16 protein-coding genes are annotated in these 15,573 nt (G+C 67.6%); 3 read left to right on the top strand and 13 right to left on the bottom strand.

Features of this window, described 5'->3' with window-relative positions:
• Position 1: 1 nt before the first annotated feature.
• The 10 genes from OIM94_RS05025 to OIM94_RS04980 all read right to left on the bottom strand — a co-directional run bounded on the left by OIM94_RS05025 (position 2) and on the right by OIM94_RS04980 (position 7,304).
• Entirely contained in the window at positions 2–763 is a 762-nt protein-coding gene (locus OIM94_RS05025; protein WP_264609004.1) for a phosphoadenylyl-sulfate reductase, read from the bottom strand.
• On the bottom strand, positions 756–1,181 hold the full coding sequence (locus OIM94_RS05020; RefSeq protein ID WP_264609003.1) for a DUF934 domain-containing protein: 426 nt from the start codon (positions 1,179–1,181) through the stop codon (positions 756–758). Before OIM94_RS05020 ends, OIM94_RS05025 begins: the two co-directional genes overlap by 8 nt.
• Positions 1,174–2,808: a nitrite/sulfite reductase gene (locus OIM94_RS05015; protein WP_264609002.1), complete on the bottom strand. Its 1,635-nt coding sequence runs from the start codon at positions 2,806–2,808 to the stop codon at positions 1,174–1,176. Before OIM94_RS05015 ends, OIM94_RS05020 begins: the two co-directional genes overlap by 8 nt.
• 3 nt (positions 2,809–2,811) lie before the next feature.
• Positions 2,812–3,108 (bottom strand): DUF2849 domain-containing protein, encoded by a 297-nt coding sequence (locus tag OIM94_RS05010; protein ID WP_264609001.1) that lies wholly within the window; start codon positions 3,106–3,108, stop codon positions 2,812–2,814.
• Positions 3,105–3,902: a uroporphyrinogen-III C-methyltransferase gene (gene cobA / locus OIM94_RS05005; RefSeq protein ID WP_264609000.1), complete on the bottom strand. Its 798-nt coding sequence runs from the start codon at positions 3,900–3,902 to the stop codon at positions 3,105–3,107. Before cobA ends, OIM94_RS05010 begins: the two co-directional genes overlap by 4 nt.
• A 77-nt stretch (positions 3,903–3,979) precedes the next feature.
• Positions 3,980–4,453, bottom strand: a complete 474-nt coding sequence (gene moaC, locus OIM94_RS05000; protein ID WP_264608999.1) for a cyclic pyranopterin monophosphate synthase MoaC — start codon at positions 4,451–4,453, stop codon at positions 3,980–3,982.
• Positions 4,450–5,220: an indole-3-glycerol phosphate synthase TrpC gene (trpC, locus tag OIM94_RS04995; RefSeq protein ID WP_264608998.1), complete on the bottom strand. Its 771-nt coding sequence runs from the start codon at positions 5,218–5,220 to the stop codon at positions 4,450–4,452. The genes moaC and trpC overlap by 4 nt, the downstream gene beginning before the upstream one ends.
• Positions 5,217–6,212 carry an anthranilate phosphoribosyltransferase gene (trpD, locus tag OIM94_RS04990; RefSeq protein ID WP_264608997.1) on the bottom strand — a complete coding sequence of 332 codons (996 nt, stop codon included), beginning with the start codon at positions 6,210–6,212 and terminating at the stop codon, positions 5,217–5,219. The genes trpC and trpD overlap by 4 nt, the downstream gene beginning before the upstream one ends.
• Before the next feature lie 55 nt (positions 6,213–6,267).
• On the bottom strand, positions 6,268–6,675 hold the full coding sequence (locus OIM94_RS04985) for a hypothetical protein (RefSeq protein ID WP_264608996.1): 408 nt from the start codon (positions 6,673–6,675) through the stop codon (positions 6,268–6,270).
• A 44-nt stretch (positions 6,676–6,719) separates the two neighbouring features.
• Complete coding sequence (locus OIM94_RS04980) at positions 6,720–7,304, bottom strand: anthranilate synthase component II (RefSeq protein WP_264608995.1); 585 nt, start codon at positions 7,302–7,304, stop codon at positions 6,720–6,722.
• Positions 7,305–7,414: 110 nt separating this feature from the next.
• Here OIM94_RS04980 and OIM94_RS04975 point away from each other — a divergent pair, with 110 nt between their 5' ends.
• Complete coding sequence (locus tag OIM94_RS04975; RefSeq protein ID WP_264608994.1) at positions 7,415–7,825, top strand: hypothetical protein; 411 nt, start codon at positions 7,415–7,417, stop codon at positions 7,823–7,825.
• A gap of 19 nt (positions 7,826–7,844) precedes the next feature.
• Here OIM94_RS04975 and OIM94_RS04970 read toward each other — a convergent pair whose 3' ends face one another.
• Positions 7,845–9,332, bottom strand: a complete 1,488-nt coding sequence (locus OIM94_RS04970) for an anthranilate synthase component I family protein (RefSeq protein WP_264609836.1) — start codon at positions 9,330–9,332, stop codon at positions 7,845–7,847.
• Positions 9,333–9,340: 8 nt separating this feature from the next.
• On the bottom strand, positions 9,341–11,284 hold the full coding sequence (locus OIM94_RS04965) for a SurA N-terminal domain-containing protein (protein ID WP_264608993.1): 1,944 nt from the start codon (positions 11,282–11,284) through the stop codon (positions 9,341–9,343).
• Between the two features lie 118 nt (positions 11,285–11,402).
• Between OIM94_RS04965 and tpiA the strand changes: the two genes are divergently transcribed.
• Both tpiA and OIM94_RS04955 read left to right on the top strand, forming a co-directional pair.
• Positions 11,403–12,155 (top strand): triose-phosphate isomerase, encoded by a 753-nt coding sequence (gene tpiA, locus OIM94_RS04960; RefSeq protein ID WP_413716379.1) that lies wholly within the window; start codon positions 11,403–11,405, stop codon positions 12,153–12,155.
• A gap of 38 nt (positions 12,156–12,193) precedes the next feature.
• A complete protein-coding gene (locus OIM94_RS04955) occupies positions 12,194–14,161 on the top strand; it encodes a putative bifunctional diguanylate cyclase/phosphodiesterase (RefSeq protein WP_264608991.1) in 1,968 nt (655 codons plus the stop codon).
• On the opposite strand, the gene OIM94_RS04950 is transcribed toward OIM94_RS04955, so the two are convergent.
• Complete coding sequence (locus OIM94_RS04950; protein WP_264608990.1) at positions 14,139–15,533, bottom strand: leucyl aminopeptidase family protein; 1,395 nt, start codon at positions 15,531–15,533, stop codon at positions 14,139–14,141. The two genes, OIM94_RS04955 and OIM94_RS04950, sit on opposite strands and share 23 nt — an antisense overlap.
• Positions 15,534–15,573 lie beyond the last annotated feature (40 nt).

The raw sequence follows: 15,573 nt of genomic DNA, 5'->3' as shown, positions 1-15,573 counted from the left end.
TTCAGAACACCGGCTGGTTGGCGTCGTCGCCGGTGGGGGTGTGGATACCGCATTCGGTCTTGTCCCAGCCCCGCCAGCGACCGGCGCGTGGGTCCTCGCCCGGCTTCACGATGCTGGTGCACGGCGCGCACCCGATCGAGAGATAGCCCTGCGCGACCAGCGGGTGCACCGGCAGGTCGTGCATCGTGAAATAGGTGTCGAGATCGTCCTTGGTCCAGTCGGCCAGCGGATTGATCTTCAGCCGATCGCCGTCGAGCTCGAAGCGGGGCAGGGCGGTACGGGTGCTCGCCTGGAACGCCTTGCGCCCGGTGATCGTAGCGTCGAAGCCGGCGAGCCCAGCCTCCAGCGGCAGCACCTTGCGGATCTCGCAGCAGCCGTCCGGATCGTAGGACCAGCGCAACTCGGTCGCATCGCGCTTGGCGAGTAGCTCGGGATCGGGGCGCAGGTTGCGGAAGTCGGTGAGGCCCAGCCGCTCGACCAGCAGGTCGCGATAGGCGAGCGTTTCAGGGAAATGCTTGCCGGTATCGAGGAACAGCACCGGCACCGACCGATCCACGCTGGCGACCAGGTGGAGCAGCGCCGCCGACTCCGCCCCGAAGGACGAGACGATCGCGGTTTGGCCGGTCAGCTTCTCGGCAAGCACGGTCCGCAGCATCTCCCGCGTGGGGATGCCGGCGAAGCGTGCGTCGAGGTGGAGCGCGTCCGCCTCGGTGAAGCGGGGCGCCACGTCGATCCGGTCGATCTGGCGCGCCGGTTCAGCCATGCCGCAGCTTCCACACCGGCACGACGGCGTCCGCCGCCGCCTGATAGCGGAAGTCGTATCGGGCCAGCGCCGCGGCCAGCGTTTCCGCGTCGATCGGGGCGTTGGGGGCGAAGCTGTCAAAGCCGCAGCGGCGCATCAGCGGGATCTGGTCGACCAGCACGTCGCCCTGCGCGCGCAGCTCGCCCTTGTACCCTGCTTCGCGCAGGATGCGCGCGCTGGAATAGCCGCGGCCGTCGCGGAAGCTGGGGAAGCTCACCTCCACCAGCGCGATGCGATCGAGGTGCGGGAGAAGCGCACGGGCATCCTCGCCGGCCTCGATCCGCACCGCCGTGGCATTGGACTGGCCGAAGAAGCTGTCGAGCGTGACCGCCGGCTCGTCATGCGCCTCGTCGTCGCGGTAGCGCAGGAACTCAACCATAAATGGCCTCCTTGAACGGTGCCATGCCGATGCGGCGATAGGTGTCGACGAAGCGCTCGCCGGGGGTGCGCTCGCGGACATACACGTCGGTCGCGCGCTCGATCGCATCGACCACGCCGTCCTCGCTGAAGCCGGGGCCGGTGATGTCGGCCAGGCTGACATCCTCCGCTCCCGAGCCGCCGAGCAGCAGCTGATAATTCTCGGTGCCTTTCCGGTCGACGCCGAGGATGCCGATATGGCCGGCATGATGGTGGCCGCAGGCGTTGATGCAGCCGGAGATCTTGAGCTTCAATTCGCCCAGATCACGCTGGCGGACGGGATCGCCAAAGCGTTCGCTGATCTTCTGCGCCAGCGGGATCGAGCGGGCGTTGGCGAGGCTGCAATAATCGAGCCCGGGGCATGCGATGATGTCGCTGATCAGATCGAGATTGGCCTCGGCCAGCCCCGCCTCGCGCAGCGCGGTCCAGACCGCATGGAGGTCGGCCTTGCGAACGTGCGGGAGCACGATGTTCTGCGCATGGGTGACGCGCAGCTCATCGAAGCTGTAGCGCTCGGCGAGGTCGGCCATCACGTCGATCTGGTCGGCCGAGGCATCGCCCGGGATACCACCGATCGGCTTGAGGCTGATCGTGACGACGGCGTAGCCCGGCGCCTGGTGGGCATGGACATTCTGGTCGAGCCACACCGCGAAATCGGGATCGCTGCGGTCCAGGCTGTCGGGCGCATCGGCCTCGAACGCGGGCGGCGCGAAGTGCGCGGCGATGCGGTCGAACTCGGCCTGGGGCGGATCGATGCCCAGCGCCTTCACTGCCTGGAATTCCTCCTCCACCTGCCGCGCATATTCCTCGGCGCCGAGCGCATGGATGAGGATCTTGATCCGCGCCTTGTAGATATTGTCGCGGCGGCCGTGGCGATTGTAGACGCGCAGGCAGGCTTCCAGATAGCTGACGAAGTCGGCGAAGGGCACGAACTCCTTGATCAGCGATGCGATCATCGGCGTGCGTCCCATGCCGCCGCCGGCATAGATGCGCGCGCCCAGCTCGCCCGCGTCGTTGCGGACGATCTGGATGCCGATATCGTGCAACCGCATCGCCGCGCGATCGGTATCGCTGGCGATCACCGCAATCTTGAACTTGCGCGGCAAGTAGCTGAATTCGGGGTGGAAAGTGCTCCACTGGCGGAGCAGCTCGGCCCAGGGACGGGGATCGGTGATCTCGTCGGCGGCGGCGCCGGCGAACTGGTCCGAGCTGATGTTGCGGATGCAGTTGCCGCTGGTCTGGATGGCGTGCATCTCCACCGTCGCCAGCTCGGCGAGGATGTCGGGCGCGTCCTCCAGCTTGATCCAGTTGTACTGGAGGTTCTGGCGGGTGGTGAAATGGCCATAGCCGCGATCATATTTGCGGGCGATGTGCGCGAGCAGGTGCATCTGCCGACCGTTGAGCGTGCCATAGGGCACCGCGACGCGCAGCATGTACGCGTGCAGCTGCAGATAGAGCCCGTTCATCAGCCGCAGCGGCTTGAACTGGTCCTCGGTCAGGTGGCCGGCGAGGCGGCGCTGGACCTGATCGCGAAACTCCTCGACGCGCGCGGCGACGATGGAAGCGTCATATTCGTCATATTTGTACATGGTTCAGATCACCCAGCTTCCGGCCTGCGGGTCGGCGGGCTTGAGGGTCAGGTCGGGGCGCACGGTGGGGCCAAGCGCGCGGATGCGGTCCTTGATGTGCGCGGGGCGAGGGCCATCGGGCGTCGTCTCGGCATCGATCACATACGGCACGTTTACGCGGCGCGCCGCCTCTTCGGTGGCCGCGAGCACATCGCCCTTGTCGCCCACGTCGGCCGCCTCGGCGAGATGGCGCGACCAGCCTTCACCGGTCCACCAGACCACATCGCCGGTTGAAAGATCATTTCCCGTCAGCAGCTTCATGCCTGCGTTTCCCCCAGTATCTCGGCAGTGCGCGCCCAGCGGGACAGCCGGTCCTGCGCATCGGCCAGCAGCACCACCTCGCCCACGACGATGATCGCCGGGCTCTTCACGTCCTCCTGCTCGACCATCGGGCCTAGGTCCGCCAGCAGCGTGCGCAGCGCGCGGTGGCCTTCCAGCGTGGCGCGTTCCAGTACCGCGACCGGCATGTCCGGCGCGACGCCGTCGGCCATCAGCTTGTCGGCTATCGCCGAGGCGGTGGCGACGCCCATATAGATCACCAGCGTGCGGCCCTTGCCGGCAAGGCCCGACCAGTCCTGGTCGGTCAGTCCCTTGCACTGGCCTGCGACGAAGCTGACCGCGCTCGACCAGTCGCGATGGGTGAGCGGCAGCATCGCCTCGGCGGCGGCACCCAGCGCGGCGGAGACGCCTGGGATCACTTCCACCGGCAGTCCGGCGTCGCGCACGGCCTCCACTTCCTCGCCGCCGCGGCCGAAGATGAACGGGTCGCCGCCCTTGAGGCGGACGACCACCGCACCGGTCTTCACATGCGCGATGATCAGCGCGTTGATCGATTCCTGCGGCAGCGTGTGCTTCGACCGACGCTTGGCGACCGAGATGCGGTGCGCCTGCGGCGCGAGATCCAGCACGCGGTCATCGACGAGCCCGTCGTGCACGAGCACGTCACAGGCCTTGAGCGCCTCCACGGCGCGAACGGTAAGAAGGCCGGGGTCGCCGGGCCCTGCGCCGACAAGGATCACGCGGCCGCGCGAATGGGGGTCGAGTAGCGTCGCCATGGTGTCGCACATGGGCCGACCTCGGCGGCGGAGCAATGGAGGATCGGTTTCGGGCGGCTAAGGGATTCTTTTGGCCCTCAGGCCTCGGCCCGCCAGTCGCCGGACTTGCCGCCGGTCTTGGTCAGCAGGCGGATATCGCCGAGTACCATGCCCTTATCGATCGCCTTGGCCATGTCGTAGAGCGTCAGCAGCGTGACCGACACGGCAGTGAGCGCCTCCATCTCCACGCCGGTCTTGCCCTCGGTGGCTGCGGTGGCGGTGGCCGTCACGCCGGTCTCGTCGAGGTCGAGGTCGATCGCGACGCGGGTAAGCGGCAGCGGGTGGCACAGCGGGATCAGCGCCGACGTCTTCTTGGCCGCCATGATGCCGGCGATCCGCGCGGTGGCGAGCACGTCGCCCTTCTTCATGCTGCCGTCGCGGATCGCCGCTGCCGCTTCGGCCGACATGGTGATGCGACCCCGGGCCACCGCCTCGCGCGCGGTAACCGCCTTGCCGCCGACGTCCACCATATGCGCCGCGCCGGACCCATCGAGATGCGTGAGGCCGCTCATCCGACCAGCGCGCGCGTCGCCGCTTCCACATCCGACTGGCGCATCAGCGACTCGCCGATCAGGAAGCAGCGGATATCGTGCGCGGCCATGGCATCGAGGTCGGCGCGCGTGTTGAGGCCGGACTCCGCAACGAAGGTACAGTCCTTGGGTGCATGGGCGACGAGATCGTACGTCTTCTGCACATCGACCTCGAAGGTCTTGAGATTACGATTGTTTACCCCGATCAGCCGCGATTTCAGGCGAAGTGCGCGCGCCAGTTCCTCCGCATCATGGACTTCGACCAGCGCATCCATGCCCTGTTCGATGGCGGCGGCTTCGATCTCCGCCATCTGGCCGTCGTCGAGCGCAGAGACGATGATCAGGATCGCATCGGCGCCCATCGCACGCGATTCCTCGACCTGCCAGGGATCGATCAGGAAGTCCTTGCGGATGACCGGCAGGTCGCACGCGGCGCGTGCGGCGACCAGATAGTCCTCATCGCCCTGGAAATAGTCGCGGTCGGTGAGCACCGACAGGCAGGCTGCACCGCCGGCAGCATAGGCGCGGGCATGGGCGGGCGGATCGAAGTCGGCGCGGATCAATCCCTTCGAAGGGCTGGCCTTCTTGATCTCGGCGATCAGGCCATAGCCGCCCGCCGACGCGCGCGCATCAAGCGCCGCCTTGAAGCCACGCGGTGCGCTGGGCGCCGGCCAGCTGCGGGGCGCCGCCTTGCGCGCGGCGACTTCCGCGCGTTTGGTGTCGAGTATCTTGCCGAGAATGGTGCTCATGCGAAGGCGATCCAGCAGTCGAGAAGGGCGTTGGCAAGCCCGTTGTCGAGCATCTCGGCCGCTTCCTCCACCCCGTCCCGTAGGTCATCGGCGCGGCCCGCGACCATTAGTGCAGCGGCGGCGTTGAGCAACACCGCGTCGCGATAGGCGCCTTCCTCCCCCTGGAGCAGGCGGCGAAGCGCGAGGGCGTTGTATTCGGGATCGCCGCCGCGGATGGCCGAGAGCGGGTGACGGGGCAGGCCGGCATCTTCCGGGGTGATGCGCGTCGGCAGCTTCGCGCGGCCGACATTGACGACGACGCTCGCCGCCTCGGTCGAGAGCTCGTCCAGCGCATCCTCGCCGGAGATGATCGCGGCAGCTTCGACACCCAGCTGCTCCAGCGCCTCGGCATAGACCGGCGCGTAATCGGGGCGCGCGATGCCGATCAGCTGGTGGCGCACATGCGCGGGGTTGGCGAGCGGGCCCATCAGGTTGAAGATCGTCCGCCGCCCGATTCGCCGCCGGATCGGCGCGATGCGGCCGAGCGAGGGGTGGTGATGCTGGGCGAAGAGAAAGGCGATGCCGATTTCGTGCAGGCTCTCCTCGGCGCGCGCCGCTGCCCGGTCGAGGTTCAGGCCCAGCGCTTCCAGCGTGTCCGCCGCACCCGCCTTGGAGGAAGCGGCGCGATTGCCGTGCTTGGCGACAGGAACGCCCGCGGCCGCAACGACCAGGCTGACGGCGGTGGAGACGTTGAGCGTATGATGCCCGTCGCCGCCGGTACCGCACACGTCGATCGCGCCTTCGGGCGCAGTCACGGGAATCAGCCGGGCACGCAGGGCGCGGGCGGCTTCTGCGATCTCGATGCTGGTCTCGCCGCGAACGGAAAGGGCGATCAGGAACGCCTCGATCTCCGCCTCGGGCGCGGTGCCGTCGAGAATGTCGGCAAAGGCCTGCGCGGCGGTTTCGCGGGCAAGCGGGGAGGACGGGTCGGGTAGCAGGCTCAGGCTGGTCACGCCGCCTCTATTCCGGGGCGCAGCCAGCCTGTCGAGCAAATCCTGCTTCGCGGCCTCAGTTGCTCTTCTTCGGCTTGGAATAGGGCACGAACTCGCCAAGCGACACGAAGCCGCGCGGGAAGAAGGAGACGCGGTCGATCAGCCGCACCGTATCGATGCTGCACAGCTGCGAGCCGAAGGTGTTGGTGACGAGGATCGAATTGTCGTCCAGCTGATCGGCGCCGCCGCGGAGTTCGTTCACATACAGCGTGTTGCCGACGGTGTAGACGATCGCCTTGCCCTCGATGACCTGGCTTGCCCCGGTTCTGCTCAGGCTGATGCAATCGACGGGCTTCCCCGCGACTCGGCCTTCCAGCAGCTTGGCGAGCTTTTCGTCCGGCGTGGCGCGGTGGCGCTGGGCGTCGGCAACGGGCGCTGCGAGCAACGCGGCACCGGCGAGCAGGGTAGCGAGGATCGTCTTCATGGGCCTCTCCTGGCAGGTCTGCGATGAACCGACGCTGAAGCAGGTCAGGCGGTTGCCCGTGCTTCGATGCCGGCCAGGCGCAGAAAGTTTGCGAGCATGGCATGACCATGCTCGGTGGCAATACTCTCGGGATGGAACTGCACGCTGTGGATCGGCAGCGATGCGTGCCGGAACCCCATTACCGACCCGTCCTCGGCGGTGGCGTTCACCACCAAGTCTTCAGGGATGTCGGTCACGATCAGCGAGTGATAGCGCGTCGCCGTGAAGGGCGAGGGAAGATCGGCAAACAGCCCGGTGCCGTCATGCGAGACCGGCGAAGTCTTGCCGTGCATCAGCCCGCCGCGGACTACCTTGCCGCCGAAATGCTGGCCGATCGACTGGTGCCCGAGGCACACGCCGAGCAGCGGCTTGCCGAGTTCGGCACAGGCCGCGACGAGGTCGAGGCTGATGCCCGCTTCGTTTGGCGTGCACGGGCCGGGCGAGATCAGGAAGCCCTGCGCATTGCTGGCGATCGCCTCGTTTGCGGTCAGCGCATCGTTGCGCACCACCTGCACCTCGACCCCCAGCTCCATCAGATAGTGGACGAGGTTCCAGGTGAAGCTGTCGTAATTGTCGAGCACGAGGATCATGCCGCGCATCTAGGCGCTCGGTGCCGCCAGCACAATCCGGCCTTGCGGCCGCCACAGTGCAGCGGCAACGCTGGCCGGGCAGGGACGTTGTTCAACCCCAGGAGTATCCGATGCTTGCCCGCTTGATGATTGCCACCGCCCTGCTCGCCGCGCCGGCCCTTGCCCAGACGCAGGACCAGGCCGCCGCCGATGGCCCGCCCAAGCGGGTCCGCAGCATCCTGCTGTACGGCGAGGAAAGCTGCCCCAAGCCGGCGAACCCGGACGAAATCGTCGTCTGCTCCAGCGCAGGCGACTCGCCCTACCGCATCCCCAAGCGCTTCCGTGATCAGCCCAAGCAGGACGCGCCCTCGACGAGCTGGACCCGCCGCATGGAAGTGGTCGAGGAAGTGAACAGCCGCGGCATGCCGAACAGCTGCTCGGCGGTAGGAACGGGCGGCCAGACGGGCTGCACCCGCAAGATGCTCCAGCAATGGTATCAGGAGAAGCTGGACAAGGAAACGCAGGCCTCGCGCGTTCCCTGATCTACCTGGGCGGGCCGGCCTATTGGCCGAAGCCCGCCTCGCTTGCCCGCGCGATCGCCTCGCGCGCGGCGGCGAACAGCGCACCCGACTTGGCCTCGCACTCGCGCTGTTCATAGGCCGGGTCGGAATCGGCGACGATGCCCGCACCCGCCTGCACGTGCATCACCCCGTCCTTCACCAGCGCGGTGCGCAGCACGATGCACGAGTCCATCGAGCCGTCGGGTGAGAAATAGCCGACACCGCCGGCATAAGGCCCGCGCGTCTCCGCCTCCAGCTCGGCAATGACTTCGCATGCGCGGACCTTGGGGGCGCCGCTTACCGTGCCCGCGGGGAAGCCGGCGAACAGCGCGTCGATCGCATCGGCATCCTTGCGCAGCTGTCCCACCACGTTCGACACGATGTGCATGACATGGCTGTAGAACTCGACCGTGTAGCTGTCCGTCACCTTGACGCTGCCAGGCGCCGCAGCGCGGCCAACATCGTTGCGGCCAAGATCGAGCAGCATCAGATGCTCGGCACGCTCCTTGGGATCGGCCAGCAGCGAGGCGCGGTTCGCCTCGTCCTCGGCGGCGGTGCGGCCGCGGGGGCGCGTGCCGGCGATCGGGCGTATCGTGATCTCCCCGTCGCGTGCACGCACCAGGATCTCCGGGCTCGAGCCAGTCAGCGCGAAGCCGGGCAAGTCGAGGTGATAGAGGAAGGGCGAGGGGTTGATCCGCCGCAGCGCGCGGTAGAGCTCGAACGGCGGCAGCGGGAAGGGGGCGGTGAAGCGCTGGGCGAGCACCACCTGGAAGATGTCACCCGCCGCGATATATTCCTTGGCCGCTGCGACCATCTCGCCGTAGCGGCCTTCCGGCAGCACCGGGGTCGGCTGGATCGCGATCGGGTCCGCGCGGACGGGCGCAGGCAGGGGGGCGCTGGCGAGTTGTGCGGCAACCGCGTCGATGCGCTCGGCAGCGGCCTCGGGGTCCGCACCCGGCCAGACCGGGGCGACGATGAACAGCGTGTCGGCGAGGCGGTCGAACACCAGCAGCACGGTCGGCCGGACGAAGATCATGTCCGGCACACCGACCGGGCTCTGCGGCGGACGGGGCAGTTTCTCGACCAGTCCCACCGTTTCGTAGCTGAAATAACCTACGAGGCAGGCGAGCGCGCGCGGCAACGCGGCCGGCACGTCCATCCGGCAGTCGGCGACCAGGCCGCGCAACGCCGTCAGCGGATCGGCCTCCAATGCGGCGAACCCTTCGCGATCGGTGAGCCAATGCCGGTTCAGCTCGCACTGCGTGCCGGTCGCACGGAACACAAGGTCCGGCGCGAGGCCGATCAGGCTGTGGCGTCCACGCACGGAGCCGCCCTCGACCGACTCCAGCAGGAAGTCGCCGCGGCCCGGCTCGATCAGCTTGAGCGCGGCGGCGACCGGCGTTTCGGTATCCGCGACCTGCTGGCGCCAGACCAGCGCGGGGCGCCCGGCCGCAAGGGCGGCACGGGCGGCGTCGAGACCCTGGACCACGGCTTGGTTCACTGGCCGCCGTTGCGCTGCAGATCGGCCCGCAGACGGGCGATCGCGGCTTCGTTGCGACGCACCTTCAGCGCGCTGACCACCGAATTCGCGAATTGGCGCTGATATTCCTGCGCGCTCAGCTGGCCGAGCGCCTGGGTGATCGACTGCTGGATCTGTGCACCCTGCGGATCGGTCGCGGCATTGCCGGGCTGGATCGTGTTGACATAGACGACATAATAGCCGCCGCGGTTCGGTGCCTCCACCAGGCGCGCGGTCTTGGCCGGCATGTCGAATGCCATCTGGATGAAGTTCTCCTTGCCGCGCAGTTCGCTGCGCTTGAAGTCGAAGGCCTTGGGCGGGGCACCCTTGGTGGCGCCGACTTCGGCCAGCGCCTGTGCCATCGAAACGCCCTTTTGCAGCTTGGGCAGCATCGCGGTGGCGGCGGTACGCGCCTTGGCCAGCGCCTGGTCGAGCAGATAGTCGGCCTTCACCTTCTCGGTGATCTGGGCCAGCGGGCGCGGCGCAGCCGGCACCGTCTTTTCCAGCGAGACGACGGCGAAGCCGCCATCCTGGCCGACCGGCACTACCTGCGGCTCGTCACCCGCCTGCTCGAAGCCGAACCCGGCCTTCATAACCGCGGCAAGCGTGGCGTTGGGCTGGGCATCGGCCTTGTCCGGATCGGTGCCGTTGGCGATCAGCGCGGGCGTGCGGACGGCGACCAGCTTGGCCTTGGCCACCGCTTCGTCGAAGGTTGCGCCATCGCCCACCGAATCCTCGATCGACTGGCGCAGATCGGCGAGCAGCGCGGTCAGCTTGCGCTTGGCGACGGCATCGACCAATTCGGCGCGGACCTGCTCCAGCGTGCGGGCAGGGATCTTCTCGACCTTGCTGACCTTGTAGACGAACCAGGCGCCGCCGAGCTGCACCGGGCCCTGCAGGCCGGCTGCGGGCGCTGCGAATGCCGCATCGGCAAACGGTGCCGAGACCTGCTTGGCGATATCCACCTTGGCGCCCGCTTCGATCGAGCGGGCCTCAAGGCCGGCCGCCTTGGCGGCCGCGGCGAGGTCTCCGCCCTTCGCGGCGTCGGCAACCTTGGCGGCGACCGACTGGCTGATCGCCTGCACCAGCTGCACGCCACGCTTTTCGCTTTCCGCGTATTTGGCGGCATCCTTCTTGTAGGCGGCGGCGATCTCGGCGTCGGTCGGGGTCGCCTGGGCCTTCAGGGTATCGGGCTGGGCGAGCGCGTAGCGGACGACGCGGCGCTCCGGCACCAGATACCGGCTGCGGTTCTGGGCATAATAGCCGGCGAGCGTGTTGGCATCCGGCGCGGGGCCCGGGTCCATCGCCAGCGACTGAACAAAGCCAACGATGCCGGTGCGGCGCTCGAGCAGCGTCGACACATAGGGCAGGACCACGCCCGCGGGGGCGGGGGCTTGCAGCGCGACCGGGCCGACCAGCCAGACGGCGTAGCGCTGGATCGTCATGTCGTCGCGGAACTGCGCGGGGTTGATGCGATTCTGCGCGAGCAGCGACTCGAAGGTCTGCTGGCTGAACTTGCCGTCCATGCCGGCGAACTGCGGATTGTTGGCGATCTCGGAATCGATCAGCTTCTTGCCGACGGCCATGCCGTTCTGGTTCGCGAAGGCATGAAGCGCGGCGGAGGTGACGGCATCGGTGACGGCGGCCTCGAACCCGCCTTCGGCCAGTAGCTGCGCCATCGTCATCGTCTGCCGCTGCGCCTGCGCGTTGCGGATGATGCGGTCGATCCGGTCGCGCACGTCGCGCTCGGTCACGTCCTGCCCGCCGACGGTCGCCAGCGTCGTGCTGCTCGCGCCGCTGATCCCCTGGCGCATGCCGGTGACGTCACTCGCCGCAAAGGCGATCGCGAGCAGGCCCAGGAAGATGAAGACGATGATCAGGCCGTAGCGCGACTTGGTGAAGTTCCGGAAGGCGTTGAGCATGGAGAGCCGTTCGTTCGAGGAATTTGGCGCCCGCTTTAGGGCCGGTATGCGGCGCCTTCAAGCTTGTGCGGCGCCGCGCAATCGGTATCGGCTGTATCGAAACAACAGGGGAGTGGTGATGCGTCGGAAACTGGTGGCCGGAAACTGGAAGATGCACGGCATGCGATCGCACCTCAGCGAGATCCATGCGATCGCTGCCGCGGCAAGCGCGCATCCGGAGGTCGACACGCTGCTGTGCGTGCCGTTCACGCTCATCACCGCTGCATCCGAGATAGCGCAGGGCTTCACGATCGGCGCGCAGGATGTGCACGAGAATGATTTCGGCGCGCATACCGGCTGCGTCTCCGCCCAGATGCTGGTCGAGGCCGGCGCCAAGGTGGTGATCGTCGGGCATTCCGAGCGGCGCGCAGACCAGTCCGAGACCAGCCACCATGCCTGGGCCAAGGCCGCTGCGGCACGGCGCCACGGGCTGGGCGTGATCCTGTGCTGCGGCGAAACCGAGGCCGAGCATGATGCAGGTCGTGCCGAGCGGATCGTCCAGTCCCAGATCGAGAAATCGCTGCCGGACGGCGCGGCGCCGGACTGGCTGACCATCGCCTACGAGCCGCGCTGGGCGATCGGCACCGGCAAGACGCCGACGCTGGAGGAAATCGCGACAATGCACGCCATCATCCGCGCCAAGCTGCGCGGGATGATCGGCGCACCGGCAAACGAGATCCGGATCCTGTACGGCGGCTCGGTGAGCGGTGCGAATGCCGCCTCGATCCTGGCGGTGGACGACGTTGACGGTGCGCTGGTCGGCGGTGCGAGCCTGACGGCGGCAAAGTTCGTCCCGATCATCGAAGCAGCCGCCAAAATAGCCGCCCCGTAATTAACCACTTGGCGGAGGTCTCGCGCTACAAGGCCTCCATGTTGCAGCGGATCAACCTCGTCCGATCGGGAAGGACCAAGCTCGATCGGGCGATTCTGACCGAACAATATCGGGTGCTGGGGCAGCAGATTCCGCTGATGTACCTGCTCGTCTTTCTGGACGCAGTGTTCCTCGGCTTCGCGTCCTATGGCGCGGTCTCGACCCGGCTCAGCGTCATCGCCCCGGCGATGCTGGGGGTTGCCGCCTTCGTGCGCAGTCTCCTGTGGGTCCGGCGGCGGAAGGATATGGTGCCCAGCCTTCGGCGGATCCGCCGCTATCTTAACGGCACGATCATCGCGGCCGCCGTGCTCAGCCTGGCATTTGGCGGCTGGGCGCTGATGCTGTTCTTCGAGGTCGATCTGGCGCGGCGCGCGTCGATCGCGCTGTACATCTTCATCGGCGCGATCACCTGCTGCTACTGCCTGCAGACGTTCCCGATCGCGGCGTGGCTGGTAATGGCCTGTGGCGCCTATCCGGTGGTGCTGTGCCTGCTGGGATCGGGCGACCTGTTCCTCATGGGGCTTGGCGCGAATATCATCCTGGTTTCCGCGGTTGTCCTGCGCATGTTCGGCGCGAGCCATGCCGGTTTCGTCGAGGTGCTGGCCTCGCGTGCCGAAATGGCGGCCGGCCAGCGCCGCGCCCGGCTGGCGGAGCGCCGCGCGCACCAGCTTGCCTATCATGATCCGCTCACCGGGCTGTCCAACCGCCGCGCGCTGACGGAATATCTCCGCCGCGCCGAACCGGAACGCTTCGGCCTGATGCTCGTCGATCTCGACCGCTTCAAGTCGGTCAACGACGTGCATGGTCATCCGATCGGCGACCAGCTGCTGCGTGCCGTGGCCGGGCGACTGCGCTGGGTGGTCGGCGATGCCGGGCGCAGCTATCGCCTGGGCGGCGACGAGTTCGCGATCTCGCTTCCCTATGCGGACGGCGATGTCGACCGGGTGCGGGCCATCGCCCATGCGATCGTGCGCGAGGTGGCGCGGCCCTTTCTGATCGACGAGCGGATGCACCACATCGGTGCGAGCGTGGGCATTGCGCTCTATCCCGACGACGCAGACGACGCCGATACGTTGATGCGCCGCGCCGACGTGGCGCTCTATCAGGCGAAGGAGGCGGGGCGGGGCTGCTATTGCGCCTTCGCCGCGCAGATGGACGCCGAAATCCGCCGCCGCTCGACGATCGAGGCCGAGATGCGCGCGTCGCTCGACGAGGGCCGCTTTTACCCGCGCTATCAGCCGATCGTCGATCTGCGCACCGGCCGCGTCGCGGGTTTCGAGCTGCTCGCCCGCTGGCGGCGCGAGGATATCGAGATCGGGCCGGATCAGTTCATTCCCATCGCCGAGGAATGCGGCCTGCTCAACACGCTGATGCTGGACCTGTTGGACCGCGCCTGCATCGAGACGCGCGACTGGCCCGTGCCGGTGAGCATCGCGATCAACATCTCTCCGGGCCAGCTTCGCGACGACTGGCTGAGCCACAAGATCCTGTCGGTGCTCGCTCGTACCGGATTCCCGCCGCAGCGACTGACGGTGGAGATCACCGAGAACGCGCTGATCGTCGATGCCGAAAAGGCCTATCACGCGATCGAGTCGCTCAAGAACCAGGGCGTGCAGCTCGCCCTCGATGATTTCGGCACGGGCTATGCCTCGATCCAGCATCTGCGAATGCTGCCGTTCGACAAGATCAAGATCGATCGGTCCTTCGTCGACACGCTGGCCGAGGACCGCGAGGCGCTGCGGATCGTCCGGGCGATCCTGGGTCTTGCCGGTACACTGGACATGCCGGTGGTGGCCGAAGGAATCGAAACGCTGGAGACGGCCGAGATGCTGCGCGCGCTCGGCTGCGCGGAGGGGCAGGGCTATCTGTTCGGCCGCCCGATGAACAAGGACGAAGTCGAGGAGTGGTTGGCCGCCGGCACGATGCCGCCGGCGGCCGAAGCGCTCATCCGCCGTAGCGGTCCTTGAGCACCTTCCAGGTAGCGCGCAGGCTCACCGCCTCGGCGCCCTTGGGCCGGCCCGGCTTGGGGCTGCCATTCCAGCAGAAGATGTCGAAATGGGCCCATTGGGCCTTGGCGGGCACGAATTCCTTCAGAAACAGCGCGGCAGTGATTGCGCCGCCAAAGGGGCCCTCGGCGGCATTGACCATGTCCGCCACGTCCGACTTCAGCAGGTCCTTGTACGGATCGTAGAGGGGCATCCGCCAGATCGGATCCGCCTCTTCCTCGCCTGCTGCCAGGATCTCGGCTGCCAGCGTGTCGTCATTGGCGAACAGTGCCTGCAGATCCGCGCCCAGCGCCACACGGGCAGCGCCGGTGAGGGTGGCGAAGTCGAACACCAGCTCAGGATTCTTCTCTTCTGCCTTGGTCAGCGCGTCGCCCAGGATCAGCCGGCCTTCGGCGTCGGTATTGCTGTTCTCGACGGTGATTCCCTTGCGCGAGATCATCACGTCGCCGGGGCGCGTGGCCTCTCCGGAGATCGAGTTCTCTACTGCTGGCACGAGCATGTGGAGGCGGACGGGCAGCTTGTTCTGCATCACCAGCTCGGCGAGGGCGAGCGCGTGCGCGGCACCGCCCATGTCCTTCTTCATCAGCCGCATGCCGGCTGCCGGCTTGATGTCCAAGCCACCGCTGTCGAAGCAGACGCCCTTGCCGATGATCGCGATCCGCGGATGCTCGGGATTGCCCCATTCCAGCTCGATCAGGCGCGGCTCGCGGCCCTTGCCGGCAGCCTGGCCGACGGCATGAAGCATGCCATAGCCCTGCTGGAGCTCGTCGCCCTTCACCACCGTGAAGCTGGCGCCGTAGGCCTTGGCGAGGTCGGCGCCAGCGGTTTCCAGATCGGCCGGGCTCATATCGTTGGCACCGGTGTTGATCCGGTCGCGCAGCTTGAAGGTGACGGCGGCCATCCGCACCGCCTCCTCCATCTTCACCGGATCGGCGGTGAGCAGCACGCGCGCTCCCTGCGGCTTGGGATCGGCCTTCTTGTAGCGATCGAACTTGTACTGGGCGCAGAGCCAGCCATAGATCGCCTTGCCGGGTTCGACGCCTTCGACACGGTAGCTGCCCTCCGGCAGCGTCTCCGCCAGCTTGGCTAGGCACCAGGGCCCCAGCTTCTCGGCATTGGCGACGACCGAGACCACCGACCAGTCCTCGGGGGCGTCGCCAGGCAGGATTGCGCTTGCGAAGGTCGAGGCGCTCAGCTTCTGCGCGGCCGCGGCGGCGCGGTGGCGCGGCGGCTGGGCTGCGAGCCAAGCGTCGTAGCCCTTGGCGTCGACAAGGTGGATGGTGCGAGCGGCCTGGCCGCGATCGGGCTGAACGAGCGTGTTGAGATCCGTCATGGGCATGATCTAGGACGCGGGACGCCCCGCGCCTAGCCGT

Origin of the sequence: Sphingomonas sp. R1, from assembly GCF_025960285.1 — a bacterium.
GTDB lineage: Bacteria > Pseudomonadota > Alphaproteobacteria > Sphingomonadales > Sphingomonadaceae > Sphingomonas.
This window is presented reverse-complemented; position numbering and strand designations above follow the sequence as displayed.